Source organism: Actinacidiphila cocklensis, assembly GCF_907177275.1.
In the GTDB taxonomy this organism is placed as follows: domain Bacteria; phylum Actinomycetota; class Actinomycetes; order Streptomycetales; family Streptomycetaceae; genus Actinacidiphila; species Actinacidiphila cocklensis.
This window is the reverse complement of the sequence record NZ_CAJSLV010000089.1, coordinates 20,258-46,170: the sequence shown is the minus strand read 5'-3', so window position 1 is coordinate 46,170 and position 25,913 is coordinate 20,258. Positions and strand designations below refer to the sequence as shown.

22 protein-coding genes, 1 tRNA gene and 1 pseudogene are annotated in these 25,913 nt (G+C 73.4%); 8 read left to right on the top strand and 16 right to left on the bottom strand.

All coding sequences use genetic code 11. The annotated features are described in order from the left end of the window. A partial coding sequence (locus NFU81_RS31985) for a DUF2510 domain-containing protein (RefSeq protein ID WP_251497900.1) occupies positions 1 to 265 on the bottom strand: 265 nt, incomplete at its 3' end. A gap of 270 nt (positions 266 to 535) precedes the next feature. Here NFU81_RS31985 and NFU81_RS31980 point away from each other — a divergent pair. Then, entirely contained in the window at positions 536 to 1,006 is a 471-nt protein-coding gene (locus tag NFU81_RS31980; protein WP_251497897.1) for an SsgA family sporulation/cell division regulator, read from the top strand. Between the two features lie 15 nt (positions 1,007 to 1,021). Here the strand turns inward: NFU81_RS31980 and NFU81_RS31975 are convergent, their stop codons facing one another. Further along, entirely contained in the window at positions 1,022 to 2,389 is a 1,368-nt protein-coding gene (locus NFU81_RS31975; protein ID WP_251497894.1) for an FAD-binding oxidoreductase, read from the bottom strand. Positions 2,390 to 2,474: 85 nt separating this feature from the next. After that, positions 2,475 to 3,599 (bottom strand): 4-hydroxyphenylpyruvate dioxygenase, encoded by a 1,125-nt coding sequence (hppD, locus tag NFU81_RS31970; protein WP_251497891.1) that lies wholly within the window; start codon positions 3,597 to 3,599, stop codon positions 2,475 to 2,477. Positions 3,600 to 3,730: 131 nt separating this feature from the next. On the opposite strand from hppD, the gene NFU81_RS31965 reads away from it, so the two are divergent. The 3 genes from NFU81_RS31965 (at position 3,731) to NFU81_RS31955 (ending at position 6,217) form a co-directional block, all read left to right on the top strand. Continuing rightward, a complete protein-coding gene (locus tag NFU81_RS31965) occupies positions 3,731 to 4,201 on the top strand; it encodes an Lrp/AsnC family transcriptional regulator (protein ID WP_251497909.1) in 471 nt (156 codons plus the stop codon). 100 nt (positions 4,202 to 4,301) lie between these two features. Continuing rightward, positions 4,302 to 4,907: a winged helix-turn-helix domain-containing protein gene (locus tag NFU81_RS31960; RefSeq protein WP_251497888.1), complete on the top strand. Its 606-nt coding sequence runs from the start codon at positions 4,302 to 4,304 to the stop codon at positions 4,905 to 4,907. A 35-nt stretch (positions 4,908 to 4,942) separates the two neighbouring features. Further along, complete coding sequence (locus NFU81_RS31955; protein ID WP_251497885.1) at positions 4,943 to 6,217, top strand: MFS transporter; 1,275 nt, start codon at positions 4,943 to 4,945, stop codon at positions 6,215 to 6,217. Between the two features lie 9 nt (positions 6,218 to 6,226). Here NFU81_RS31955 and NFU81_RS31950 read toward each other — a convergent pair whose 3' ends face one another. The 4 genes from NFU81_RS31950 to NFU81_RS31935 all read right to left on the bottom strand — a co-directional run bounded on the left by NFU81_RS31950 (position 6,227) and on the right by NFU81_RS31935 (position 11,723). Continuing rightward, positions 6,227 to 7,015, bottom strand: a complete 789-nt coding sequence (locus NFU81_RS31950) for a S16 family serine protease (protein WP_251497881.1) — start codon at positions 7,013 to 7,015, stop codon at positions 6,227 to 6,229. Between the two features lie 57 nt (positions 7,016 to 7,072). After that, a complete protein-coding gene (locus tag NFU81_RS41430) occupies positions 7,073 to 7,867 on the bottom strand; it encodes an IclR family transcriptional regulator (RefSeq protein ID WP_251497878.1) in 795 nt (264 codons plus the stop codon). Between the two features lie 244 nt (positions 7,868 to 8,111). Continuing rightward, complete coding sequence (locus tag NFU81_RS31940; RefSeq protein WP_251497875.1) at positions 8,112 to 9,893, bottom strand: DEAD/DEAH box helicase; 1,782 nt, start codon at positions 9,891 to 9,893, stop codon at positions 8,112 to 8,114. 270 nt (positions 9,894 to 10,163) lie between these two features. Next, positions 10,164 to 11,723: an MFS transporter gene (locus tag NFU81_RS31935; RefSeq protein WP_422665342.1), complete on the bottom strand. Its 1,560-nt coding sequence runs from the start codon at positions 11,721 to 11,723 to the stop codon at positions 10,164 to 10,166. Between the two features lie 65 nt (positions 11,724 to 11,788). Here NFU81_RS31935 and NFU81_RS31930 point away from each other — a divergent pair. From NFU81_RS31930 to NFU81_RS31920, 3 genes are all read left to right on the top strand, one after another. Further along, positions 11,789 to 11,863: transfer RNA gene (locus NFU81_RS31930), tRNA-Cys, on the top strand. Positions 11,864 to 11,962: 99 nt separating this feature from the next. Next, complete coding sequence (locus tag NFU81_RS31925; protein WP_251497868.1) at positions 11,963 to 12,109, top strand: hypothetical protein; 147 nt, start codon at positions 11,963 to 11,965, stop codon at positions 12,107 to 12,109. 123 nt (positions 12,110 to 12,232) lie between these two features. Next, on the top strand, positions 12,233 to 12,988 hold the full coding sequence (locus tag NFU81_RS31920; protein WP_251497865.1) for an isocitrate lyase/PEP mutase family protein: 756 nt from the start codon (positions 12,233 to 12,235) through the stop codon (positions 12,986 to 12,988). Between the two features lies 1 nt (position 12,989). On the opposite strand, the gene NFU81_RS31915 is transcribed toward NFU81_RS31920, so the two are convergent. The 7 genes and pseudogenes from NFU81_RS31915 to NFU81_RS31885 form a co-directional block, all read right to left on the bottom strand. Continuing rightward, on the bottom strand, positions 12,990 to 15,287 hold the full coding sequence (locus NFU81_RS31915; RefSeq protein ID WP_251497906.1) for a xanthine dehydrogenase family protein molybdopterin-binding subunit: 2,298 nt from the start codon (positions 15,285 to 15,287) through the stop codon (positions 12,990 to 12,992). 136 nt (positions 15,288 to 15,423) lie between these two features. Continuing rightward, positions 15,424 to 16,200 (bottom strand): annotated as a pseudogene (locus NFU81_RS41425) ((2Fe-2S)-binding protein); the annotation flags it as partial. A 506-nt stretch (positions 16,201 to 16,706) separates the two neighbouring features. Beyond that, positions 16,707 to 17,579, bottom strand: coding sequence for an FAD binding domain-containing protein (locus NFU81_RS31905; RefSeq protein WP_251497860.1), 873 nt, complete (start codon positions 17,577 to 17,579; stop codon positions 16,707 to 16,709). 265 nt (positions 17,580 to 17,844) lie between these two features. Continuing rightward, positions 17,845 to 19,452, bottom strand: a complete 1,608-nt coding sequence (locus tag NFU81_RS31900; RefSeq protein ID WP_251497857.1) for a beta-N-acetylhexosaminidase — start codon at positions 19,450 to 19,452, stop codon at positions 17,845 to 17,847. A gap of 488 nt (positions 19,453 to 19,940) precedes the next feature. Further along, positions 19,941 to 21,206: a tetratricopeptide repeat protein gene (locus NFU81_RS31895; protein WP_251497854.1), complete on the bottom strand. Its 1,266-nt coding sequence runs from the start codon at positions 21,204 to 21,206 to the stop codon at positions 19,941 to 19,943. A 27-nt stretch (positions 21,207 to 21,233) separates the two neighbouring features. After that, the gene (locus NFU81_RS31890) at positions 21,234 to 21,536 is read right to left on the bottom strand and encodes a DUF3039 domain-containing protein (RefSeq protein ID WP_033176250.1); all 303 of its coding nucleotides are present in this window, start codon (positions 21,534 to 21,536) and stop codon (positions 21,234 to 21,236) included. A gap of 11 nt (positions 21,537 to 21,547) precedes the next feature. Continuing rightward, positions 21,548 to 22,126 carry a YqgE/AlgH family protein gene (locus NFU81_RS31885; protein WP_251497851.1) on the bottom strand — a complete coding sequence of 193 codons (579 nt, stop codon included), beginning with the start codon at positions 22,124 to 22,126 and terminating at the stop codon, positions 21,548 to 21,550. 214 nt (positions 22,127 to 22,340) lie between these two features. Between NFU81_RS31885 and murA the strand changes: the two genes are divergently transcribed. Beyond that, positions 22,341 to 23,708, top strand: coding sequence for a UDP-N-acetylglucosamine 1-carboxyvinyltransferase (gene murA / locus NFU81_RS31880; RefSeq protein ID WP_251497848.1), 1,368 nt, complete (start codon positions 22,341 to 22,343; stop codon positions 23,706 to 23,708). 74 nt (positions 23,709 to 23,782) lie between these two features. On the opposite strand, the gene NFU81_RS31875 is transcribed toward murA, so the two are convergent. Then, positions 23,783 to 24,064, bottom strand: a complete 282-nt coding sequence (locus tag NFU81_RS31875; protein ID WP_016645140.1) for an HU family DNA-binding protein — start codon at positions 24,062 to 24,064, stop codon at positions 23,783 to 23,785. A gap of 214 nt (positions 24,065 to 24,278) precedes the next feature. After that, the gene (locus NFU81_RS31870; RefSeq protein ID WP_251497845.1) at positions 24,279 to 25,730 is read right to left on the bottom strand and encodes an NAD-dependent malic enzyme; all 1,452 of its coding nucleotides are present in this window, start codon (positions 25,728 to 25,730) and stop codon (positions 24,279 to 24,281) included. Positions 25,731 to 25,913 lie beyond the last annotated feature (183 nt).

Below are 25,913 nucleotides of genomic sequence, written 5' to 3'. Positions count from 1 at the left end.
GTGCCGGCGGCGGGGCCTCCGGGACGCCCTGCACCGCGACCGGCGCGCTGGGATCGGCGTCCAGGAACATCGGCCCGGACTCGTCCACCGCCTGCTGCGCCGGCGCGGGTTGCACACCCTCGGGCGCGGGCCGGCTCGTCCCCGGAACCCAGCCGGAACCGCTCCAGTAGCGGATGTAGTTCGGGATGGACGGGTCCGGGTAGTAGCCCGGCGCCGGGGACGCGGACGACGAAGAACCGGAGGAGCCAGAAGGAGGTGCGCTCATGGTTCACAGGTTCCGTATCTGCTCGGCCAGGGTGTGCAGCGTCCAGAGATACCAGACCGGCGGACCCGGCGGGACCGCGCCGCCGCACACCACCCTCTCTGACACGTCCTTACCCTCACACGGAGCCGCGCGCCCTCTCTTCACGAAATTTGAACCCAATCCCGCGAAGCCGCGTAATGGTGGGAGAGGCACGCGCTCTCTCCAGGTGCAGGCCCCGATCGCGAAACCCGCCAACAGGGGCCGCCGCGCCAAGGAAAGGACGTCGACTCGATGCAGACCGTGGTGGAACGCGAACTCGAAATGCAGCTGGTGCTGTCGCCCGAGCGCAGCATCCCCGTACCGGCGAAGCTGGCCTACCGCACGGAGGACCCCTTCGCGGTGCACGTCACCTTCCACGTGGGTTCCGACACGCCGGTGAACTGGACGTTCGCCCGGGAGCTGATCGTGGAGGGGGTGTTCAGGCCGTGCGGGCACGGCGACGTGCGGATCTGGCCGACGAAGGTCAACGGCCGCAGCGTGCTGTGCATGGCGCTCAGCTCGCCGGACGGCGAGGCGCTGCTCGAAGCGCCGTCCTCGCCCGTCGCGGCCTGGCTGGAGCGCACCCTGCGGGTGGTGCCGCCGGGCACCGAGCACGAGCAGCTCGGCATGGACGACGGCCTGAGCCGGCTGCTCGCCCCCGTGGCGGGGGACGAGCTGTGGCTGCAGGGCCGGCAGGACGACACCCCGGACGCGGGTGCGTAGCCGGCCCTGCCGCGGTCAGAAGACCTTGCCGGGGTTCAGCAGCCCCAGCGGGTCGAAGACGGCCTTGATGCCGCGCTGCAACTCCAGTCCCGTGGGGCCGAGTTCCTGGGCCAGCCAGTCCCTTTTCAGCAGCCCCACCCCGTGCTCGCCGGTGATGGTGCCGCCCAGTTCGAGGCCGAGCGCCATGATCGCGTCGAAGGACTCCCTGGCCCGGCGGGACTCGTCCGGGTCGTGCGCGTCGAAGCAGACCACGGGGTGGGTGTTGCCGTCCCCGGCGTGCGCGCACACGCCGATCGTCAGGTCGTACTCGGCGGCGATCGCGGCGACCCCGTCCAGCATCTCGCCGAGCCGCCCGCGCGGTACGCACACGTCGTCGATCATCGTGGCGGTGGAGATCCGCTCCAGCGCGGTGAGCGACAGCCGCCGTGCCTGGAGCAGCAGTTCGGACTCCGCCGCGTCCTGCGCGGGCACCACGTCGGTGGCTCCCGCCGCCGTGCACAGCTCGCCGAGCGCGGCCAGGTCGGCCGCGGGGTCGGGGGTGTCGAACGCGGCCAGCAGCAGCGCCTCGGTGGACTCCGGCAGCCCCATCTGCGCCATCGCGTTGACCGCGCGGATGGTGGTGGCGTCCATCAGTTCGAGCAGTGACGGTACGTGGCCGCCCTCCATGATCGCGCAGACCGCGGCGCAGGCGGCCGCCGTCGAGGGGAACTCGGCGACCAGCGCGAGCTGTTGCGGCGGCGCGGGCCTGAGGGCGACGACCGCCTTGACCACGACGCCCAGGGTGCCCTCGGAGCCCACGAAGAGCCGGGTCAGGTCGTAGCCCGCGACGCCCTTGGCGGTGCGCCGCCCGGTGCTCAGCAGCCGGCCGTCGACCAGGACGACGTCCAGGCCGAGGACGTACTCGGCGGTGACGCCGTACTTGACGCAGCACAGGCCGCCCGCGCCGGTGCCGATGTTGCCGCCGATGGTGCACTGCTCCCAGCTCGACGGGTCCGGCGGGTAGTACAGCCCCTGCTCGGCGACCGCGCGGGACAGCACCGCGTTGACGACGCCGGGTTCGACCACGGCGATCCGGTCCACCGGGTCGATCTCGACGATCCGGTCCATCTTCCGCAGCGACAGCACGATGCAGCCGTCCACGGCGTTGGCGCCGCCGGACAGCCCGGTCCGCGCGCCCTGCGGCACGACCGGCACGCGGGCGGCGGTCGCGGTGCGCATGACGTGCTGCACGTCCTCGACGGTCCGCGGCGTCACGACGGCGAGCGGCTCGCCGACCGCGGAGAAGCTCGCCATGTCCCGTGCGTAGGAGGCCATGACCTCCGGGTCGGTCACCAGCGCCTCTGCGGGCAGCCCCGCCGCCAACATCTCGATCACGTCACCCATCCCCCCACCCTGGCACCCTGGCGGGTGCCCCCACCAGGGGCGCGGGGGGACTGCGCGCGACGGGGACCGCGGTCCGGCGCGGGGCCTACAGGTTGCCGCGGCGCTCCTGCTCGCGCTCGATCGCCTCGAAGAGCGCCTTGAAGTTGCCCTTGCCGAAGCCCATCGAGCCGTGCCGCTCGATCATCTCGAAGAAGACCGTCGGCCGGTCCTGCACCGGCTTGGTGAAGATCTGCAGCAGGTACCCGTCCTCGTCCCGGTCCGCCAGGATCTTCAGCTCGCGCAGCTGGTGCAGCGGCACCCTGGTGTCGCCGACCCACTCCCCGAGGGTGTCGTAGTACGAGTCGGGGGTGTCGAGGAACTCCACGCCCGCGGCCCGCATCGCCCGCACCGAGGCGACGATGTCGTTGGTGGCCAGCGCGATGTGCTGGACGCCGGGGCCGCCGTAGAACTCCAGGTACTCGTCGATCTGGGACTTCTTCTTGCCCACCGCCGGCTCGTTGAGCGGGAACTTGACCTTCAGGGTGCCGTCGGCGACGACCTTCGACATCAGGGCGGAGTACTCGGTGGCGATGTCGTCGCCGACGAACTCCTTCATGTTGGTGAAGCCCATGACCTCGTTGTAGAAGGTCACCCACTCGTTCATCCGGCCCAGTTCGACGTTGCCGACGCAGTGGTCGATGGCCTGGAAGTACCTCTGGGCCGGGGGTTCGACGACCGGCTGCACCGCGTCGTAGCCGGGCAGGTAGGGGCCGTCGTAGCCGGTGCGGTCGACGAGGGTGTGCCGGGTCTGGCCGTAGGTGGCGATCTCGGCGAGCACCACGGTGCCGTGATCGTCCTTCAGCTCGTACGGCTCGGCGAGCCCGCGCGCGCCGTGGGCGACGGCGTAGGCGTAGGCGGCGCGGGCGTCGGGGACCTCGATGGACAGGTCGACGACGCCGTCGCCGTGCGCGGCCACGTGGTCGGCCAGGAAGCGGCCGTGCTCGGTGGCGGGCTTGATGACGGAGGTGAAGACGAAGCGCGCGCCGCCGGACTCCAGGACGTACGAGGCGGTCTCGCGGCTGCCGTTCTCCGGCCCGGAGTACGCCACCCGGCGCATCCCGAAGGCGGTCGAGTAGTAGTGCGCGGCCTGCTTCGCGTTGCCCACCGCGAAGACGACGGCGTCCATGCCCTTGACGGGGAAAGCGTCCTTGGCGTCCTTGGTCTCAGTCATGGCAAAAGCGTCCCGCCGCAGCTCAGGGTGCGCAACAGTTCCGGTTTTCGCTGGACAGTCTGCACAGCGCAGGTGACGATCGACGGGTCAATCTGTGCAGGATGACCATGGCGAAGGGCAGGCGGGCGGGGATGGGCATCGACGCGCTGGACGGGCGGCTGATCACGCTGCTGGACCGGGAGCCGCGGATAGGCGTCCTGGAGGCGTCGCGGCGGCTGGGGGTGGCGCGCGGCACCGTGCAGGCCCGCCTGGACCGGCTGCAGGCGCAGGGGGTGATCCGCGGCTTCGGTCCGCAGGTGGACCCGGCGGCGCTGGGCTACCCGGTGACGGCGTTCGCGACGCTGGAGATCAAGCAGGGGCTGGGCGCGGACGTCCGCGCCCATCTGGCGTCGGTGCCCGAGGTGCTGGAGCTGCACACCACGACCGGCGAGGGCGACATGCTGTGCCGGCTGGTGGCCAGGTCGAACGGGGATCTGCAGCGGGTGATCGACAAGGTGGTCGGCTTCGAGGGGATCGTGCGCGCGGCGACCGCGATCGTGATGGAGAACCCGGTGCCGCTGCGGATCATCCCGCTGGTGGAGCAGGCCGCGCGGGACGTCTGAGCCGTCCCCCGGTGGTCGCCGGGCGGACTCCCGACCCGTGTGCAAAGCTTCCTTTGCAAAATCCGTTGCAAAGCAAGCTTTGCATTCGTAGTCTGCCATCGTGCCCGAGAACACCCCTGAGAACCCCGCGTCCCACGCCGACGTACGACCGCTCGATCCGCGCACCCTGCGCGGCCTGGCGCATCCGCTGCGGATGCGGCTGCTCGCCGCGCTGCGCGAGGACGGCCCGGCCACCGCCTCCGGCCTGGCCGCCCGGCTCGGCGAGTCCAGCGGCGCCACCAGCTACCACCTGCGGCAGCTCGCCGCGTACGGCTTCGTCGCCGACGACCCGGACCGCGGCACCGGCCGCGAGCGCTGGTGGAAGGCGGTGCACCGGGGCAGCCGGGTCGACAGCATCGACGAGTTCCTCCACCACCCCGACCCCGAGGTGCGCGGCGCCGCCGCCACCTTCTTCTACGAGCACGCCGCCGTGCACGCCGAGCAGGTCACCACCTGGCTCGGCACCATGCACGAGTGGCCGCAGGAGTGGCAGAGCGCCTGGGACCTGAGCGACTTCACCATCCGGCTGACCCCGCAGATGGCGGAGGAGCTGACCGGCCGGGTCCACGACCTCATCCAGTCCTACCGCGACCGGCTGCCCGAGCCCACCGACGAGGCCGCCCGGGTCCGCATCCACCTGCACGCCTTTCCGCGCCGCGCGGACTGACCTCGCGCCCGCACGACTTCCCACGGGGGGAACCCATGCCAGACACCGCCCGCGACCGCCGCCCGCTGGCCGTCCTGCTCACCGCCAACGTCATATCCGTCACCGGCAACATGCTGACCGCGGTCGCCGTGCCCTGGTTCGTGCTCCAGACCACCGGCAGCCCGGCCAGGGCCGGCCTGGTCGCCTTCGCCGCGACGCTGCCCGTGGTGCTCGCCGCACTGCTCGGCGGACCGCTGATCGACCGGCTCGGGCAGCCGGTCAGCAGCGTGCTGTCCGACACGGTGTGCGCGGTCGCGGTCGGCGCGATCCCGGTGCTGCACATGGCCGGGGCGCTGTCGTACGGGGCGCTGCTCGCCCTGGTGGCCGTCAGCGGGCTCTTCCACGGACCCGGCGAGACCGCCCGCGAGGTGCTGATGCCGCGGCTGGCCGCCCGTGCGGGCACGACCGTGGCGCGGGCGTCGAGCGGCTACGAGAGCGCCTCGCGCGGCGCCAGGATGCTCGGCGCACCGCTGGCCGGCCTGCTCATCTCGGTGACCGGCGCCGCCGACGCGCTGCTGGTCGACGCGGCGACCTTCGCCGCCTCCGCCCTGCTGATCGGCCTCGGCGTCCGCGGCGAGCCCGCCCCCGAGCGCCCCGCCGGGCCGACCACGGCACGCGGCTACCTCGCGGAGCTGCGCGAGGGGTACGCGTACCTGGTAGGCGCCCGGCTGCTGTTCGCCGTCGTGGCGATGGTGATGGTGACCAACGCGCTGGACCAGGCCTGGTCGGCGGTGCTGCTGCCGGTCGACGCGCGCGAGCACCTGGGCGGCGCGACCGGCATCGGCCTGGTCACCGGGACCTTCGCGGCCGCCGCGCTGACCGGCTCGCTGCTCTACGGCGCCGTCGGGCACCGGCTCCCGCAGCGCGGCCTGTTCATCGGCGCCTTCCTGGCCTGCGGCTTCCCCAAGTCCGCGGTCGCCGCCTTCCTGCCGGGGCTGGCGCCGCTGATCGCGGTGTGCGCGGTCTCCGGGATCTTCGCGGGGGTGCTGAACCCGATCATCGGCACCGAGATGGTCCGGCTGGTCCCCGAGCGGCTGCGCAGCCGGGTCTTCGGCGCGGTCACCTCGGGGGTGCTGGTGGCGGTGCCGATCGGCGGGCTGCTCGGCGGCTACGTCGTGCAGTACGCGGGCCTGCGCACCGGTATGGCGGCGGTCAGCGCGGTCTACCTGCTGACCACGCTGAGCCCGCTGGTGCTGCCCGCCTTCCGCTCCTGGGACACGCCCGCGCCCGCCGCCGCCCGCACGCCCGTGGTGGCGTCCACGCGCCCCTGAGCGCGGCCGTCAGCAGGTCGGGGTCTGCCGGCCCGCGTCCAGTGCCGCCAGCGCCGCCAGGGCGCCGTCCAGGGTCTCGACGGGGATGAGCCGCAGGCCGCCGGGCAGCTGGGCGGTGGCGTCCGAGCACTCGGCGCGCGGCACCAGGAAGACGGAGGCGCCGTCCTTGCGCGCGGCCAGCTCCTTGAGCGGGACGCCGCCGACCGCGCCGACGTTGCCCTTGGCGTCGATCGTGCCGGTGCCGGCGACGCTCCGGCCGCCGGTCAGGTCGCCGCCATGGCCGTTGCCGTTGATCTTGTCGATGATGCCGAGGGAGAACAGCAGCCCGGCGCTGGGGCCGCCGACGTCGGCGAGCCGCAGGTCGACCTTCACCTTCTGCGGTGACAGGCCGAGGTGGGTCAGCGCGGCCGTGGTGGCCGCGTCCTGCGAGTCGGTCATCTCCTTGAGGTTGGCCTTCTCGATCTCCTTGACCGACCCGCCGCTGGGGTAGACCGAGTCCCGCGGCATCACGGCTTCCTTGCTGTTGAACCACGCCTTGGCCACGTCGGTGAAGTGCACCGAGGCGTCCGGCGAGGTCGCCGCGATGGTGACCATCCGCAGCTGCCCGCTGGTGGCGCGCACCGGTGCCCCGCTGACGGTGATGACCTCGGTGCCGCTCTTGGCGCCCAGCACGTTCACGGTCAGGCCCGGAACCACGATGGACACCGGCAGCGGCGCGAAGGCGGCCACGGCCAGCAGGACGGCCACGACCGCCCCGCACACGGCGAGGGTCAGGGACCGGCGGGAGAGCGTAGGCATGCGCCCGACCCTATTTCACCGCCGGGCCTGACCCGAACCCGCCCGTTCCCCACCCGGTCAGCGCAGGGCGTCCGACACCTCGGTCGCCGCCTCCACCACCCGCGGCCCGACCCGCTCGGGTACGGCCTCGGAGAGCATCACCACACCGACGCTGCCCTCCACGCCCGGCACCCCGAGCAGCGGGGCCGCGGCGCCGCTCGCGCCGGCCTCCAGCTCGCCGTGGGTCAGGACGTAGCGGACCTGGTCGGTGGCCAGGCTGGTGGCGACCGAGGCGGTGCCGATCCTGGCCATGGAGCCGCGGTCGTCCTCCGGCTGGTCCTGGCCGCCGTCGCGCCCGTCGAGGTCGTCCCCGCCGTCGTGCGCGTCCGCGAAGCGCTCCCAGCGGCTGCCGTCCGGCGTCGGCTGCATGCCGCGGCCCGCGAGGATCGCCCGGCCCGCCGCACCCCGGTCCAGCGGGTGGCGGAAGCCGGTGCGGTAGGCGACGTGGTAGTCGGTCCAGGTCGGCTCGACCACGGCGACGGCCAGCGCCTCGCTGCCGTCGACCAGGGTCAGATGGGCGGTCGCCCCGATGTCCTCGGCCAGCGACCGCAGCGCGGGCAGCGCCGCCTCGCGCAGCAACGGGTGGACCTGGTGGGCGAGTCCGAGCACCCCGAGCCCGACCCTGGCGCGGCCGCCGAGGTCGCGGCGGACGAGCGAGTGCTGCTCCAGGGTGGCGAGCAGCCGGTAGACGACCGTCCGGTTCACCCCGAGTTTGGCTGCCAACTCGGTCACGGTCAGGCCGTGATCGGTGTCGGCGAGCAGTTTCAGGACCCGCAGGCCCCGGTCCAGTGTCTGAGACGTCTCCGCGGTCACGACGCCCCCTCCTCATAGAATCGGCGGCGCTTGTCACGGAGACGACGCACCACCGGTCCCGCGGCAGTGCGCGGAGAGGCCGCCGGTTGTCGGCTTACCGGCTGCGCTCCGCGGCGGCTCTGCCACGGCGCGTGCGTGATCGGCACGGTAGCGAGGTTGTACCGCTCAGCGGAAGAGGCCGTCCACAATCCGGGCAGTCCGATGACGCCTCGTCGCTTGTCATATCCGCGTAACACAGCGGAAATCATCGCATTCGGGTGGCCCATTCCTGCACCTTCTTGATCCGTTCGCCGAGCTGCCCGGCGGTCGCCTCGGCGCTCGGCGGACCCCCGCAGACCCGGCGCAGCTCGTTGTGGATCACGCCGTGCGGTTTGCCGCTCTGATGGTTGTATGCGGCCACCAGGGTGTTCAACTGCTTTCTCAGCTCCAGCAGCTGGCGGTGCGAGACCACCGGGCGCCGCTCGGCGGGGAGCTCCAGCAGGTCGGCCTCCTCGTCCGGCTTCCTGCGGCTGTGCGCGATCTGCCGGGCCTGCCGCCGCTGCAGCAGGATCTGCACCTGGTCCGGTTCCAGCAGCCCGGGGATGCCGAGGTAGTCCTGCTCCTCCTCGCTACCCGGGTGCGCTTGCATGCCGAACTCGGCGCCGTCGAAGAGGACCCGGTCGAAGACCGCGTCGGACTCCAGCGCCTCGAAGGGCAGTTGGTCGTCCTCGGTGTCCTCGTCCTCGGCCCGCTCGGCGTCCGCGAGGAGCTGGTCCTCCTCGGCGAAGGGGTCCTCCTCGCCGGCCTTCTTCGGCTTGTCGAGCACGTGGTCGCGCTCGACCTCCATCTCGTTGGCGAACTCCAGCAGCATCGGGATGGTCGGGACGAACACCGACGCCGTCTCGCCGCGCCGCCGCGACCGTACGAAACGGCCCACCGCCTGCGCGAAGAACAGCGGCGTCGAGATCGTGGTGGCGTACACCCCGACCGCCAGCCGCGGTACGTCCACACCCTCGGACACCATCCGCACCGCGACCATCCACCGGTCGTCGGACGCGCTGAACTCCTCGATGCGCTTGGAGGCGCCGGTGTCGTCGGACAGCACCACGGTCGGCTTGTGCCCGGTCAGCTCGCGCAGCAGCTTGGCGTACGCGCGGGCCGAGTCCTGGTCGGTGGCGATGACCAGGCCGCCCGCGTCAGGGATGCCCTTGCGCACCTCGGTCAGCCGCTGGTCGGCGGACTTGAGCACGTTGGGGATCCAGTCGCCGGTCGGCGACAGCGCGGTACGCCAGGCCTGACCGGTCGCGTCCTTGGTCATCGGCTCGCCGAGCCGGGCCGCGATCTCGTCACCCGCCTTGGTGCGCCAGCGCATGTTGCCGCTGTAGGACAGGAAGATCACCGGGCGGACGACGCCGTCGGCGAGCGCGTTGCCGTACCCGTAGGTGTAGTCCGCCGAGCTGCGCCGGATGCCGTCGTTGCCCTCCTCGTACGCCACGAACGGGATCGGGTTGGTGTCCGACCTGAACGGCGTGCCGGTCAGCGCCAGGCGCCGGGTCGCCGGGTCGAACGCCTCCAGGCACGCCTCGCCCCAGGACTTGCTGTCGCCCGCGTGGTGGATCTCGTCCAGGATCACCAGCGTCTTGCGCTGCTCGCACCGGTTGCGGTGCAGCATCGGCCGTACGCCGACACCGGCGTACGTCACCGCGACGCCGTGGTACTCGCGCCCCACGGGGCCCGCGCTGTACTGCGGGTCCAGCCTGATCCCTATCCGCGCTGCCGCGTCCGCCCACTGCGTCTTGAGGTGCTCGGTCGGTGCGACCACGGTGATCTGCTGGACCATGTGGTTGTGCAGCAGGTACGACGCGAGCGACAGGGCGAAGGTGGTCTTGCCCGCGCCGGGGGTCGCCACCGCGAGGAAGTCCTGCGGCTGGCGCGCGACATAGGCGTCGATGGCCGCCTGCTGCCAGGCCCGCAGCTTGTTGGCCGTGCCCCAGGGCGCACGGCCGGGGAAGGCGGGAGACAGGTGGTGGGGGTGCGAGGTAGACACGGTCTCCGGGGTGAGGGTAGGGCGGCGGCCGCCCCCATGTCCCGGCGGCACGGCCCGTACGAAAACCGCCTCAGCCTACCGGCCACCGGCCTGCGGCCCGCCCCCCAACACCACCCCCTCCCGGGGTGCGACCCATCTCACACCCCCGCCCCCCACGGCGGGTGGCCTGCCCTCTGCGCAGAGGGCAACCCTCAGGGGCGCCTGGGGGTACCCCCCACGCGCCCCTGAGGGGCACCCTCCGGGGCGGGGTGCGGCTCAGGGTGCGCCCCGCTAAGGGGAAGTGCGGAGGCGGGTGGCCACGAACGCCGCCGCGCAGGCGAGCGCGGCGGCCGGGAGGAAGACCGCGGCGAAGGCGGCCGGGTGGGACGCGACCGCGGAGGTGGCCGCGGACGCGGAGGGCGCGAGGGACCCCCCGCCGAGCGCGGCGAAAGCCGTACCCGCGGCGGCCACGAACACCACCTGCGCCAGTGCGTCGCTGACCTGCAGGGCGGCCGAGTTGGTCCCGGCGTCCTGCGGCCCCGACACCCGCATCATCAGCACCGAAAGCGTGGAGATGACCATCCCCATCCCCATGCCGGCCAGGCACCAGCCGACGGCCACGATCCACACCGGCACCGCGTGGTCCAACGCCAGTGGCACCAGCGCGATCGCGGTCGCGGTCAGCACCATCCCGACCGGCACCAGCCGCTCGCGCACCAGCTCGAACCGCGGCCTGGCCTGCACGTACGACCCCAGCGCCCAGGTCAGGCCGCCGCCCGCGAGCGACAGGCCCGCCATCGTCGCGGACAGCCCTCGCTGGGTGACCAGCATCAGCGGGATGAAGGTCTCGGCGGCGGCGAACGTCCCGGCCGCGAGACCGCGCATCAGCACCACCGCGGGCAGCCCGCGCACCGCGCGGAACGTGCCCGCGGGCAGCAGCCGGCGTGCGGCCGGCACCAGCAGCGCGGCACCCGCGAGCGCGGGCACCGCGGACAGCGGCCGCAGGTCCTGGCCCGCGTACTGCAGCAGCACCGCTCCCGCGGCCAGCGCGACCGCCAGCCAGATCCGCCGCCCGTCCATCCCCGGCCGCGGCCCCGCGTCGTGGTGGCCGGGCGCGGCCACCGTCCGCCGCAGCGCGGGCAGCATCACCGCCAGCGGCAGCACCACCAGCACCGGGATGGACAGGAAGACCCAGCGCCACCCCAGTTGCTCGGTCACCGTCCCCGACACCAGCGGCCCGACGATCGACGGCACCACCCAGGACGCCGCGAACGACGCCATCACCGAGGGCCGCAGCCGCTCCGGATACGCCAGCCCCACCACCACGTACAGCGCGACGATCACCAGCCCGCCGCCGAAGCCCTGCACGGCCCGCCCCAGCACGAACGTCCCCATCGTGCCCGCCGTCCCGCTCACCACGAGCCCCGCGGCGAAGGCCGCGATCCCCGCGGTCAGCGGCGCCAGCGGCCCGCTGCGGTCGCACCACTGGCCGCTGACCACCATCGCGAGCAGCGAGGTCGTGAAGTAGCCGGAGAAGCCGAAGGCGTAGAGCCCGAGGCCGTGCAGGTCGCGGGCCGCGATCGGCATCGCGGTGCTGACGGCGGTGGCCTCGAAGGCCACCAGCAGCACCACGGACACCACCCCGAGGGTCAGCGCCCGGTACTCACGGCCCAGGATGCCGCCCGTCCCCTCTTCGGGTATCAGGCGCTTCAGGGTGTCCTCTTCGGCAACGGTCACCGGCCCAGCGTAAGGGGCAACAGGCCATTTCACCCCTGCCGCGAGACCGTACCCGCCTCGGCCTTCCGTCCTACTCCCCCGGTCGGTTTTGTAAACGGCGTATGGCAGTCCCATGGCACGCCCGCACGCACCATTGACCGCGACCGCCCGCACCCGTCATCGTCGGAGCAACACACCACGGCCGTGTGCCCGAGTGGTTCAGGGACTCGTCTGCAAAGCGAGATACACCGGTTCGAATCCGGTCACGGCCTCCAGACCGACTTCTCCGCACGTCCGGGGAGCCCGCTCCTGGACAGCGTGGCGACAGCTGCCCTACGGTGCGGCGACAGCCCGCAGCGGGCACCTTGACGCCCGTGAGGAAGTCCTTGTCCACACCCCTGCCCCCCGGGCAGTACCGCGACGGCGGGCGGCTCGCCGCGACCACCGTGGCCATGCTCTGCGTCGTGTTCGCCGGCGACATGGCGAGCGTCCTCATACAGCGGCCGCGGGGAGTGCCGTAGCGCCGCGGGCGGGACGGCTCAGCCCGGTGCTCGGGGCGGACGTCGCCGGCGGGTGATTGGCCCACATATTCCGCTGCCCAGTGGCACAGCCGCTGCGGCGCGGGAGCACGTAGCGTCTGGCCCATGACGCAGGAGACGAAACACACAGCGGTGGGTACGGGCGCGGACGTGCTGCGGGCGCTGCACCATGGGCGGGCGGCGGGGGATCCGCTGGTGCTGCCGGGGCCGTGGGACGCGGCCAGTGCGCGGGTCTTCGCCGACGCGGGCTTCCCCGCGCTGGCCACGCCCAGCGCCGGGATCTCCGCCTCGCTCGGCTACGAGGACGGTGAAGGCACCCCGCCGGACGAGATGTTCGGGGCGATCCGGCGTATCGCCCGGGCCGTGGACGTGCCCGTGACCGCGGACGTGGAGGCGGGCTACGGCCTGCCCGCCGCCGAGTTGGTGGAGCGGCTGCTGGAGGCCGGGGCCGCGGGATGCAACCTGGAGGACACCGACCCGGCCACCGGGGCGCTGGTCGAGCCGGCGCGGCAGGCCGACCGCCTGGCCGCGGTCCGTGCGGCGGCCGGTTCCGCGCTGGTGCTCAACGCGCGCGTCGACACCTACCTGCGCGGGGAGCGGACGCCCGCCGCGGCGGTGGAGCGCGGGCTGCTCTACGCCGCCGCCGGCGCCGACTGCGTCTACCCGATCCTCGCGCCCACGACGCACCTGACGACCATCGCCGAGGCGCTCGCCGTCCCGGTCAACGCGCTGTGCAGGCCGGGCACCCCCTCCCCCTGGGAGCTGGGCGCCCTCGGCGTCACCCGCGTCACCTTCGGCGGCACCCTCCACACCGAGGCCCTGGAGTCGGTCCGGTCCATCGCCTCGGCCCTCACCCGCTGACCTACGCCGGGGGTTTGACGATCGCGGCCTGGGGGCGGATGGGGAGGCGGGAGATGGGGCGGCCGGTGGCGGCGCGGACGGCCGCCGCCACCGCGGCCGGGGACGTCACGACGGGCACGGCGCTGACGGCCTTGGCCCCGAACGGGGCGACGACGTCGCGCTCCTCGACGAGCTTGACGATCCGCACCTCGGGCGCGTCGAGCGCGGTGGGCAGCGCGTAGCCGGTGAGGCTGGGGCGCTTGACGATGCCCCGGGGCGCGCGCAGGTCCTCCATGAGGGCCAGCCCGACGCCCTGCGTGACCCCGGCCTCGATACGGGCGGCAAGCTGCCGCGGGTTGAGGACCCGGCCGACGTCCTGGGCGACGGCCAGCTCCACCACCCGCACCGCGCCCAGCTCGATGTCGACGTCGACGACCGCCCGGATCGCGCAGAAGGTCAGCCCGACGAAGGCGTCGCCCTGGCCGGTCTCGTCGAGCCGGTCGGTGGGGTGCGGCCGGCACTGCGCCGTCGCCCACAGCTCCTTGCCGTCCAGCGTCTCGGCCACCGTCGTCGAGAGCACCCCGTCGTACGAGGTGATCTTCCCGTCGGCGATGGTCAGCAGCTCCACGGACATGCCGAACTTCGCGGCGAGCGGCTGCAGGAGCTGGGTGCGCACCATCTTCGCGGCCCGCTCCACCGCCCCGCCCGAGACCCAGGTGTGCCGGCCGCGGGCGGCGGGCCCGGCGGGCGGCTGGTCGGTGTCGGAGGGCAGCACCCGCACGTCCTCGACGCCGAGCACCTCCTGGACGATCTGCCGGGCCAGCGTGGTGAAGCCCTGGCCGGTCTCGACGGCGGCGCAGATGACGGTGGCGCGGCCGTCGTGGACCCGTACGGTCGCGGTGGACACCTCGTCGGTGCCCTCGGCGCCGAGCACGTGGACCATGCCGAGCGCGTAGCCGACGCCGCGGCGCACCGCACCGGGTTCACCGGCGCCCGAGGTGCCGCCGGGCAGCAGCCACTGCGACTCGTCGTCGCCGTCGGGCAGCGGCGGCAGGTCGGCGTCGCGGACGGCCTTGAGCAGCTCGCCGACCGGCGCGGGGCAGGTGACGGACTGCCCGGTGGGCAGCAGGTCGCCGGTGGCCAGGACGTTGCGCATCCTGATCTCGGCCGGTTCCAGGCCGAGTTTGGCGGCGAGCTTGTCCATCTGGCCCTCGTAGGCCGTGCAGACCTGGAGCGCGCCCTCGCCGCGTACGTGCCCGGACGGCGGGTTGTTGGTGCGTACCGCCCAGCCCTCGACGAAGACGTGCGGGACGACGTAGGGGCCCGCGGCGAAGGCCACCGCGGCGGCGAGCGCGTCGGAGGAGGCGTCGGCGTACGCGCCCGCGTCCAGCAGGATCTGCGCCTCGACCTTCACCAGCCGCCCCTCCGCGTCCGCGTGGTGGCGGTAGCGCAGCAGGGTGGGGTGGCGGTGGGCGTGCCCGAGGAAGGACTCCTCGCGGGTCGCGACGAACTTCACCGGGCAGCCGGTCCGCAGCGCCAGCAGGCCGAGCGGCAGCTGGATCCCGGAGTCCTCGCGGTCGCCCATGGCACCGGGCACACCGGTGACGACGACCTTGACGTGGTCGGCCTCAAGGCCGAAGCAGGCCGCGGCGATGTCGCGGTCGGCGTGCGGGTCTGTGGAGGCGACGTACAGCTCGACGCCGCCGTCCGGGCGCGGCACCGCAAGGCCCGCCTCGGCGCCGATCGGGGCCGGGTCCTGGCGGCCGACGCGGTACAGGCCCTCGACGATGACCTCGCCGACGGTGTCGGGGTCGCCGAAGCGCAGCGGGATGTGCCGGATCAGGTTGCCGTCGGGGTGCAGCGGTTCGGCCGCGAAGGCCTTCTCCGGGTCGGTGACGGGTTCGAGCACCTCGTACTCGACGAGGATGGCGGCGGCCGCGAGCCTGGCGGTGTCCGGGTGGTCGGCGGCGACGGCGGCGATCGGCTCGCCGTGGTGCCGCACGATGTCCTTGGCGAACACCGGCCGGTCGGCGACGAGCCGCCCGTGCATGGCGTCCCCGGGCACGTCCTCGTGCGTGAGGACGGCGCGCACGCCGGGCATCGCGGCGGCCTCGCCGGTGTCGATCCGCACGATGCGCGCGTGCGGGTACGGGGAGCGCAGGACCGCGGCCCACAGCAGGCCCTCGGCCCACAGGTCGGCCGCGTACGGATACGTGCCCTGCGTCTTCGCCGGCGCGTCGGCCGACGGCAGGGAAGTGCCGATGCCGTGCGGGGTGCCCCCGCCGGCCAGGCTCTCCGTGACGGCCCCTGGCCCGTCGATGACGCTCACCGCGCGCCTCCCCCGCGTACGGCGCCCGCGGCGCCCTGTGGGCGTGTGCCCGTCGTCGTCAGGCCCCCTCGCGGGGGCACGCCTCCGCCCGCGGCCGCGCGGCCGCGGGAGAGCGGGGGTCGGGGGGTCATACGGCGGCCTCCGGGGGGCCCGGCTGGTTGGGGATGCGGGGGGAGGCCTGCGGCTCGTCGGCGTCGCGGGTGGCGACGACCTGGCGGACCGCCTCCACGACACCGCGGTAGCCGGAGCAGCGGCACAGGTTGCCCGACAGGGCCTGGCGCGTCTCCAGGTCGGTGGGGCGGTGGTTGCCCTCCAGCAGGTCGTGCACGGTCATCGCCATGCCCGGGATGCAGAAGCCGCACTGGACGGCGCCGCACTCCACCAGCGCCTGCTGGACGTCGGAGAGCCGGCCGTCGGCCGACAGGCCCTCGACCGTGCGGACCTCGCTGCCCGCGGCGGTGGCGGCGGGCACCAGGCAGGACGCGACGAGCCGCCCGTCCACCTGGACCGAGCAGGCACCGCACTCGCCCTGCTCGCAGCCGTCCTTGGCCCCGGCCAGGCCGAGGCGCTCGCGCAGCACGTACAGCAGCGACTCGCCGAGCCAGGCGTCCGTCACGGGCCGCTCGGTGCCGTTGACCCGCAGCAGGTAGGAGGCCAGCGGGTGTTCGCTGCGGGTCGGCTCGGCCTCCGGTTCCGGCTCGGCCTCCGGCTCGTGCCCGGGCGCCGCTTCCGGCTGCTCCGGCCCGGCGGCCTCGGCGGGCTCGAAAGCCTCCGCGGGCTCCGCGGGCTCGAAAGCCTCGGCGGGCTCGAAAGCCTCGGACGGCTCCGGTTCCTGCGCCGGCTCGTGCGCCGGCAGGGCCTCTGCCCCCGATTCGACGTCGGTGCCGGCGTCCGGCACCTCGTCGACCACCGAGGACCACGCGGCCTCCGCCGCCGCCTGCTCGACCGGCTGCCACGGCAGCGCCTCGCCGCCGAAGGCGGCCCACTGCCTCTCGGGCTCGGCCGCGGCCTCGGCGGGCTCCGCCGACTCGGGGGCGGGCGCGGGCGCCTGCGCGGCCGCGGCCTGCGCCGCCGCGCCCTGCCCGAACATCCCGGCGGGGAAGGACTGCGTGGGCGCCGCGGGCGAGGGCGCCCGGTCCCACGAAGAGGTGAAGGCGCCGACCGAGTACTCGCCCGAGTCGCTCTCGGGCTCGTCCCTTATCACCGGGATCGTCCACTGCGTGGCCGGGTCGGTGTCGCCGACCGGGCCGTGCGCGATCAGCGGGTCCTCGCCGGGGAGCGGCTCCGGCGGGAGTTGGGCGGCGAAGGAGACATGCATGGTCTGGTCGGGGTCGTAGTCCCCGCCGCCCGGAACGGGCTGCCACGCCCCGGTGTTGCCGGGGGGGCCGCCCCGCTGCTGCGGCTGGTCGGTCATGCCAGTGCCCTCCCGAGCGCTCGGCGGGACAGTGCGGCCACCGTGCGGCGCAGCTGGACGGCGGCCGGGGGCAGTTCGACCCCCGGCTGGTCGGGGATGCACGCGGCGGCCACGTACTCCCCGAAGGCGGTGCAGGCCTCGGGCGCGAGGTTGCGCTCGCCGTCCCAGTCGATCAGCCCCGCCACCCACTGCTCGGCCTCCAGCGGCCGCAGCGGCACCTGGGCGACCGCGCCGACCGCGCAGCGCACCTGGCGCCTGGCCGGGTCCACGACGAGCGCGACGGAGGCGACCGCGCGGCCCGGTCCTGTGCGGCCGGTGGCCTTGAGGAAGGTCTGCGGGGCGTGCAGCAGCGGGATGCGGACGAAGGCCAGCAGCTCGCCGGGCCGCAGCGGGTCCATGCCGGTCAGCAGGTGGCTGACCGGGATCTCCCGGTCGGCCTCCGGACCGGCGAGGATGACGCTCGCCTCCAGCGCGGCCAGCACCGGCAGCGCGTCGCCGGTGGGCGCGGCGGAGACGATGTTGCCGCCGAGCGTGCCCGCGTTGCGGATCTGCGGGGGTCCCGCGGAGCGCGCGGCCGCGGCCAGCGCGGGGATGAGTGCGGCGAAGTCCGGCCGGCCCATGCGCGCGTGGGTGAGGCCCGCGCCGAGCAGCGCGGCCCCGTCGGCGTACTGCCAGCCGCGGATCTCCGCGATCCGCCCGAGGCCGACGAGCGCGGCCGGCCGCAGCAACCCGGCGTTCACCGACGCCATCAGGTCGGTGCCGCCCGCGACAGGCACGGCGCTGGGCATGGCGGCGAGCGCCGCCACCGCCTCGTCGAGCGAGGTCGGCAACGTGACATTCTCCGCGGTCTGCTGTGCATACGTGCTCACGCAGCTGCCCCTTCCCGGCCTTCCTCCGTCACGCGGTAGCCGTACCGTACGTGCTGAGCGCCCGGACGTGGCAACTCTGGCACATCTTCCCCCGGGGTCGGCGCGAGGGTCCACGAAGTACCGATCCGTCCGCCACGCGTGCGATCGTACGTCTCCCGCGGAAATTGACACAGTGCCGGAATTGCCATCCTTCGTGTGTGTTACGGCTGTTACGGGTCCACGGTGCCAGGTTCGCTGCGACCCGGTACAGATGTTGCGCGATTGGTCACACGATCGGGGGCGGACCCTCCGACGGCCGCCCCAGGACGCCCGGGCGGCGCTGCCAGGGACGCGGGCCGCCGGGCGGGCGGTACTCGACGCCCAGGGCGTCGAGCCGGGCGTAGTGCGTGCGCATCCGCGCCTCGAAGCCGGCCCAGTCGCGCTCGGCGGGCGGCGGCAGCGGCGACCAGGCGACCTCGGCGAGCGCGGCCAGTCGCGGGTAGACCGCGTAGTCCACCGCCCGCGGTGAGTCCAGGACTTCGGTCCACACGTTGGCCTGGGTGCCGATGACGTGTTCCGCTTCCGCCGCGGTCAACTCCGCGGGCACCGGCTCGAAGCGGTAGACGTCCTCCAGGGTCCGCACATGGGCGATCGGCACCGGCTCGTCGGCGCCCGGTGCCTGCCGCCAGTCCAGGTACACCTGGCTCTGCGGGCACATCACCACGTCGTGCCCCGCCTTGGCCGCCGCGACACCGCCCGCGTAGCCCTGCCAGGACGACACGGCGGCGCCCGGCGCGAGCCCTCCCTCCAGGATCTCGTCCCAGCCGATCAGCCGCCGCCCGCGGTCCGCGAGCCAGCGGTCGAAGTGCCGGATCAGCGCGCTCTGCAGCCCGTCCTCGTCCCGCACCCCCAGCTCGGCGATCCGCGCCTGCGCGGTGGGCGAGGCCCGCCACTGCTCCTTGGGGCACTCGTCGCCGCCGATGTGGACGAAGGTGCCCGGGAAGATGTCCAGCAGCTCGGTGAGGACGCCCTCGTAGAAGCGCAGGGTCGCCTCGGTGGGCGCCAGCACGTTGGGGTTGACCCCCCAGTGGTCGAGCACCGGCAGGGCGGCGGTGTCGACGACGTCGCTGTTGCCCAGTTCCGGATACGCGGCGATGGCCGCCTGCGAGTGGCCCGGGATGTCGATCTCCGGCACCACCGTGATGTGCCGGCTCCCGGCGTACGCGACGATCTCCCGGAGGTCGTCCTGGGTGTAGTAACCGCCGTGCGGCCGCTCGTCCCACAGCGGGGACTCCTTCAGGCCGACCTTCGTGCGGTGCCTCCACGCGCCGACCTCCGTCAGCCGCGGGTAGCGGGTGATCTCGGGCCGCCAGCCCTGGTCGTCGGTGAGGTGCAGGTGCAGCACGTTCAGCTTGTGCGCCGCCATCAGGTCGAGGTGGCGCAGGACGCCGTCCTTGGGCATGAAGTGGCGTGCGACGTCGAGCATGAAACCGCGCCAGTGGAAGCGGGGCCGGTCCGCGATGTCGCAGACCGGCAGGGTCCAGGGGGCCGCCCCGGGCGACGGTGCCCGGCGGTACGCCGCCGGGGCCAGCAGCTGGCGGACGGTCTGGGTGCCCCAGAAGACACCCTGGGCGTCGCCGCCGGTGAGCCGGACGCCGTCCGGGGTGACGGTGAGGCGGTACGCCTCGGGGCCGAGGTCCGGGTCCACGGCGAGCCGTACGGCGGGGCCGTCGGCGTCGGCGTCGAAGTCCACGCCGAGTGCCGGTGCCAGCACCGTCCGCATCCACCGTGCGGCCCCTTCGGCCCCCGCCCCCGCCTCCAGCCGCACCCGGCTCCCCAGCTCGACCGAGCCGCCCTCTGTCCGCACCAGCCGCGCCTGCGGGATGAGATCCATGCGGTCATCCTCCCCCGCGGCCCCCACCTTCCCTCCGGGGGGGAGCCTTGCCCCTTGCGGTGGGCTGCCTGCCCGCGGCCGCGTCGTGGCTGAGCGCGCAGTTCCGCCCCCAGCACTTCGCCTGGGGGGACCCCCAGCGCCCCTTCAGGCCCTGCCCCTAGCGGCGGGCTCGCACCTCTCGGTACGTCGCGGCTGAGCGCGCAGTTCCTCGCGCCCCCAGGTGGGTGCCACCTGCTGTGGCGTTGCATCCTCCCCGCCGCTCGGACTGGGCGCGCAGTTCCGCCCCCAGCGCTTCGCCTGGGGGACCCCCAGCGCCGCTTCTGGCCTGCGTCCTCCAACGCCCGGCAGTCGCCCCTGCCAGGGGCTCGCCCTCTGCGCAGAGGGTGACCGTTTTCGGGGGCGGGGGAACTGCGCGACAATCCACGACGCGGCCGCAGGCAAGCTACGCAGCGCAAGGGGCAGGACCTGACGGGGCGAGGGGAGCAGGGTCAGAGGGCGCGGGCGCGCAAGGTGCGGGCTCGGGCCGAGAAGGTGGCGCCCGCCGCGAGGGAGACGGCCAGCCAGCCCAGGTGCGCCAGCGCCAGGTCGCGCCAGGTGGAGCGCGCGGCGGAGCCCGCGACCGCGGCCGCGAGCGTGGCACCGAGGAGCAGGGCCGGCAGGACGATCTGGAGCCGCCCGAACCACGAGAAGAGGAAGGCCCGGCGGGCGAATTCCGCGCCGTACCACCAGTGGACGCCGGCCACGGCGAGGGCGACCCCCGCGACCCCGGCCACGGTCACCGGCACCGCGGCCCACAGCGGCCACAGCTCCCGCCGCCAGGCGCGATCGGCGATCAGCCCGGTGGTGAGCAGCGGCGCCACGGGAATGGCGGCGCCGACGTGCGCGGCACGGATCTGCCAGAGCCGGTCGTCCGCGGCCAGCTCCGTGCGCACCGTCGCCCGGATTCCGCGCAGCCGCGCCCGCGCCCCCGTGCCCGTACGCCGGGCGTGGACGCGTACGACGACCGCGAGCAGCGCCACGGTGGCGAGCAGCACGACGCCCGCGGCGACGAACTGCCAGTCGTCGCCGGTCTCGATGCGGTAGAGCTGGATGCCCCAGAGCAGGGCGACGGCGAGCCCGCCGGTGAGCACCCCGGCGCGGGGTGCCTGCAGCTGCCCGGGGTCCGCCCCGAGCATCAGCGAGCGCTCGACCGCGGCACGGTGCTCGGGCCGCAGCCGTCGCGGTATCCGGCCCAGGATGCTGCGGCCGGCGCTCAGCGAGCGGGCCAGCGCGACCTGCGCCTCGGCCTCCTGCGGTGCGAGGTCGACGGCCCGCCGGGCGGCCGCGACCGCGTCGGGGACCCGGCCGAGCCGCCGGTAGACGTCGGAGAGCAGGACGGCCGGCTCCCAGCCGTCCGGGTCCGCCCCGGTGGCCCGCAGCGCGACGATCAGCGCGTCGTGGGCCTCGTCGAGTGAGAGAAGGACCACACCGGCGAGCACGAAGACGTCCGCCGCCTCGGCACGCCCGGCCAGCGCCAGCGCCCAGTCGACGGCCTCGCGGGCCTCGGGGCCGCGCTTCTCCTGGGCGAGGACCCAGGCGCGCAGCAGGTAGCCCGCGCTGCCGTTGCGCTCGACGAAGGCGTCGCCGACGACGGCGTGCGCCTCCGCGAAGCGGCCCTGTCCGACCAGCGCGTGCACGCGCTCGCCGCTGGTCGAGTCGTCGTCGGGCGCGTCCGGCGTACCGAACACGCCCCCGTCACCCTCGTCGCCTTCCACGGGCCTCCCCTGTCCGCCGGAAGGGCGTCAGGCGTTGCCGCCGCTGCCCTTGCCGGACTTGTCCTTGTCTCCGCCGCCGCCGAGCGGCATGCCCTCGTAGATCTCCTTGCACATCGGGCAGACCGGATACTTCTTCGGATCGCGGCCGGGGACCCAGACCTTCCCGCACAGGGCGACGACGGGCGTGCCTTCCAGCGCGCTCGCCATGATCTTGTCCTTCTGGACATAGTGCGCGTAGCGCTCGTGGTCGCCGTCACCGTGGGAGAGCTGCGGAGTCGGCTCGACCAGAGTGCCGGTGCCCGCCCCGCGCTCGGGCTCAAGAGTGCTCATAAGAGTCAAGACTAGTTGAGAGACGGATCGTCGGGATACGTGGCCACCATGGCCAGCTCGTTGCGCTGCCGCCGCAGCACCGACCGCCACAGCCTTTCCGGGTCCGGTGCGGACACGTCGCCGGGCTCGGACTCGACCACGTACCAGGCGCCGTCGACCAGCTCCCGCTCCAGCTGGCCCGGCCCCCAGCCGGAGTACCCGGCGAAGATCCGCAGGGACCCCAGCTCGGCAGCGAGCAGTTCCGGCGGGGCCTCCAGGTCGACCAGGCCGATCGCCCCGTGCACCCGGCGCCAGCCCAGCAGGTCGGCACTCTCGCCGGGCCGCGGCTCGCCGGGCACCACGGCCAGGCCCAGCGCGGAGTCCAGCGAGACCGGGCCGCCCTGGAAGACGACCTGGGGCAGGACGGCGAGCGCGGCCCAGTGCTGGAGCACGTCGCCGACGCCGACCGGGGTGGGGCGGTTCAGGACGACGCCGAGCGACCCCTCCGCGTCGTGGTCGAGGAGGAGCACCACCGCCCGGTCGAAATTGGGGTCGGCCAGCTTCGGGGTGGCGACGAGCAGCCGCCCGGTGAGCGAGGACACCTCCGTCATGGTCCACATGATCCCGCATGCCGGGCCGCCGCGGAGGGGGCGCGTGCGGGACCGGTGCGGGCCGAGGGCGTACGCGGTTGGTAGGAACCCGGCGGCGGGGGCAGGAGGGGACCGTGCGGCCCCGCCCGGCACGGGCCATCGGCGGGGGTCGCGGGGCGCATTACCATTTCCTCTGTTCTCCCTGGCACTACCCGTTCCGACGATCGCGAGATCCATGACCGACATCGCCGATGTACTGCTTGTCCATGGCGGAACCCCCCTCGAAGGCGAGATCCGGGTCAGAGGCGCGAAGAACCTCGTGCCCAAGGCCATGGTCGCCGCCCTCCTCGGCAGTGAACCCAGCCGGTTGCGCAACGTGCCCGACATCCGCGACGTCAGAGTGGTGCGCGGACTGCTCCAGCTGCACGGCGTGACGGTCAACGCCGGCGAGGAACCGGGCGAGCTGGTGCTCGACCCGACCCGGGTGGAGAGTGCGAACGTCGCGGACATCGACGCGCACGCGGGTTCCTCGCGCATCCCGATCCTGTTCTGCGGCCCGCTGCTGCACCGGCTGGGCCACGCGTTCATCCCCGGGCTCGGCGGCTGCGACATCGGCGGCCGGCCGATCGACTTCCACTTCGACGTGCTGCGCCGGTTCGGCGCGACGATCGAGAAGCGGGACGACGGGCAGTACCTGGAGGCGCCGCAGCGGCTGCGCGGCTGCAAGATCCGGCTGCCGTACCCGTCGGTGGGCTCGACCGAGCAGGTGCTGCTGACCGCGGTGCTCGCCGAGGGCGTCACGGAGCTGTCGAACGCCGCGGTCGAACCCGAGATCGAGGACCTGATCTGCGTCCTGCAGAAAATGGGCGCGATCATTTCCATGGACACCGACCGCACGATCAGGATCACCGGTGTCGACAAGCTGGGCGGGTACACGCACCGTGCGATTCCCGACCGCCTTGAGGCCGCCTCGTGGGCGAGCGCGGCGCTGGCGACCGAGGGCGACATCTACGTAAGGGGCGCGCAGCAGCGCTCGATGATGACGTTCCTGAACACCTTCCGGCGGGTCGGCGGCGCCTTCGCCATCGACGACGAGGGCATCAGGTTCTGGCACCCGGGCGGCCCGCTGAACGCCATCGCACTGGAGACCGACGTCCACCCGGGCTTCCAGACCGACTGGCAGCAGCCGCTCGTGGTGGCCCTCACCCAGGCGTCGGGGCTGTCCATCGTGCACGAGACGGTCTACGAGTCCCGGCTCGGCTTCACCTCCGCACTCGGCCAGATGGGCGCACACATCCAGCTCTACCGCGAGTGCCTGGGCGGCAGCGCCTGCCGCTTCGGGCAGCGCAACTTCCTGCACTCCGCGGTGGTGTCGGGGCCGACCAAGCTGCAGGGCGCCGACCTGGTGATCCCCGACCTGCGCGGCGGCTTCTCGTACCTGATCGCGGCGCTCGCCGCGCAGGGCACCTCGCGAGTGCACGGCATCGACCTGATCAACCGCGGCTACGAGAACTTCCTGGCCAAGCTGGAGGGCCTGGGCGCCCACTTCGAGCTGCCCGGCGCACCCGCGCACGCGGTGAGCGCCGCCGCGGCGGTCGCCTGACGCGGACCGCCGGCACGACGGAAGGGCGGCCTCCCCGGCACCGGGGAGGCCGCCCTTCGACGCGCTCCGAGGCTTTACTTGCCCTTGGCGGCTTCCTTGAGCTTGGAGCCCGCGGAGACCTTCACGCTGTACCCGGCCGGGATGTTGATCGGCTCACCCGTCTGCGGGTTGCGGGCGGTGCGGGCGGCACGGTGAGTGCGCTCGAAGGTCAGGAAGCCGGGGATCGTGACCTTCTCGTCGCCCTTGGCCACGATCTCACCGACGGTCTCAGCGAACGCGGCCAGAACGGCGTCGGCGTCCTTACGGGTCACCTCTGCACGGTCGGCCAGGGCGGCCACCAGCTCACTGCGGTTCATATCTGTACTCCCGTGTTCTTTCTGCCATGGGGGCGCGAGCTCGAAGCTGTTGCTGTGTGCCTCACTGCCCAGGTGTGCATCCTGCCCCCATATATGGGCGGAAAGCCAATCGCCTGCCCGCGCGAGTCGCGGAAAAACCGTTGCGGCACGGCGGGGATGACGGATTGTCGTCACATGCTCGACGCTGGGAATACGAATCCTGCTCTTTCCCGGCCTACAACCCTTGGCCCGCCGACGGGGGCGCGGCGGCCGACACCGCGGGACCCTGCGCCCTGGCCGCGTCGCGTACGGCGTCGGCGACCGTGCCGGCCACCTTGTCGTTGAAGACGCTGGGGATGATGTAGTTCGCGTTCAGCTCGCCGTCCGCGACCACGGCCGCCAGCGCGCGGGCCGCGGCCAGCATCATCTCGGTGTTGACCGTGCGGGACTGGGCGTCCAGCAGGCCGCGGAAGACGCCGGGGAAGACCAGCACGTTGTTGATCTGGTTGGGGAAGTCGCTGCGGCCCGTGGCGACCACGGCCGCGGTCTGCCGGGCCACCGCCGGGTCGACCTCGGGGTCGGGGTTGGCCAGCGCGAAGACGATGGCGCCGTCCGCCATGGCAGCGACGTCCTGGCCGTCCAGCACGTTGGGCGCGGACACCCCGATGAAGACGTCGGCGCCGGCCACCGCCTCCTTCAACGTGCCCGTCACGCCTTCGGGGTTGGTGTTGTCGGCGATCCAGCGCAGGGCCGACCCCGCGGGCGCGTCGACCAGGTCCTCGCGGCCGGCGTGCACCACGCCGTGGATGTCGGCGACCACCGCGTGGTTCACGCCCGCCGCGATCAGCAGCTTCAGGATCGCCGTACCGGCCGCGCCCGCCCCCGACATGACGACCCGTAGGTCGCCGATCTGCTTGCCGACCACCCGCAGCGCGTTGGTCAGCGCCGCCAGCACCACGATGGCGGTGCCGTGCTGGTCGTCGTGGAAGACCGGGATGTCCAGCGCCTCGCGCAGCCTGGCCTCGATCTCGAAGCAGCGCGGCGCGGAGATGTCCTCCAGGTTGATGCCGGCGAAGCCGGGGGCGATCGCCTTGACGATCGCCACGATCTCGTCGCTGTCCTGGGTGTCCAGGCACAGCGGCCACGCGTCGATCCCGGCGAAGCGCTTGAACAGCGCCGCCTTGCCCTCCATGACCGGAAGCGCGGCCTTCGGCCCGATGTTGCCCAGGCCCAGCACCGCGGAGCCGTCGGTGACCACGGCGACGCTGTTGCGCTTGATGGTCAGCCGGCGGGCGTCCTCGGGGTTCTCCGCGATGGCCATGCAGACCCGGGCGACACCGGGGGTGTAGATCATGGACAGGTCGTCACGGTTGCGGATCGGGTGCTTGGACTGCATCTCGATCTTGCCGCCGAGGTGCATCAGGAACGTACGGTCGGAGACCTTGCCGATCGCGACACCCTCGATACCGCGCAGCTTGCCGACGATCTCGTTGGCGTGCTCGGTGGAACTCGCGGCGACCGTGACGTCGATCCGCAGCCGCTCGTGGCCCGACGCGGTGACGTCCAGACCCGTGACCGACCCGCCGGACGACTCCACGGCGGTGGTCAGCGCGCTGACGGCGGTCCCGCCCGCGGGGACCTCCAGCCGCACCGTGATCGAGTAGGAGACGCTTGGCGCCGTTGCCATGACGACCTTCTTCCGGTTCCTGCTGAGGGTGTTCGTACCCGTGGAAGACTACTTCCACGATGTGAAGACGCCGCAACACCCCGGTTTTGGCAGGCACGGGAAGAGCTTCGGCCAACCGTTTGTTAGCCTGGGTACGACACCGGCCCGATCCAAGCCCCCGGGCCCAACCTTAGGCGCTTCGAG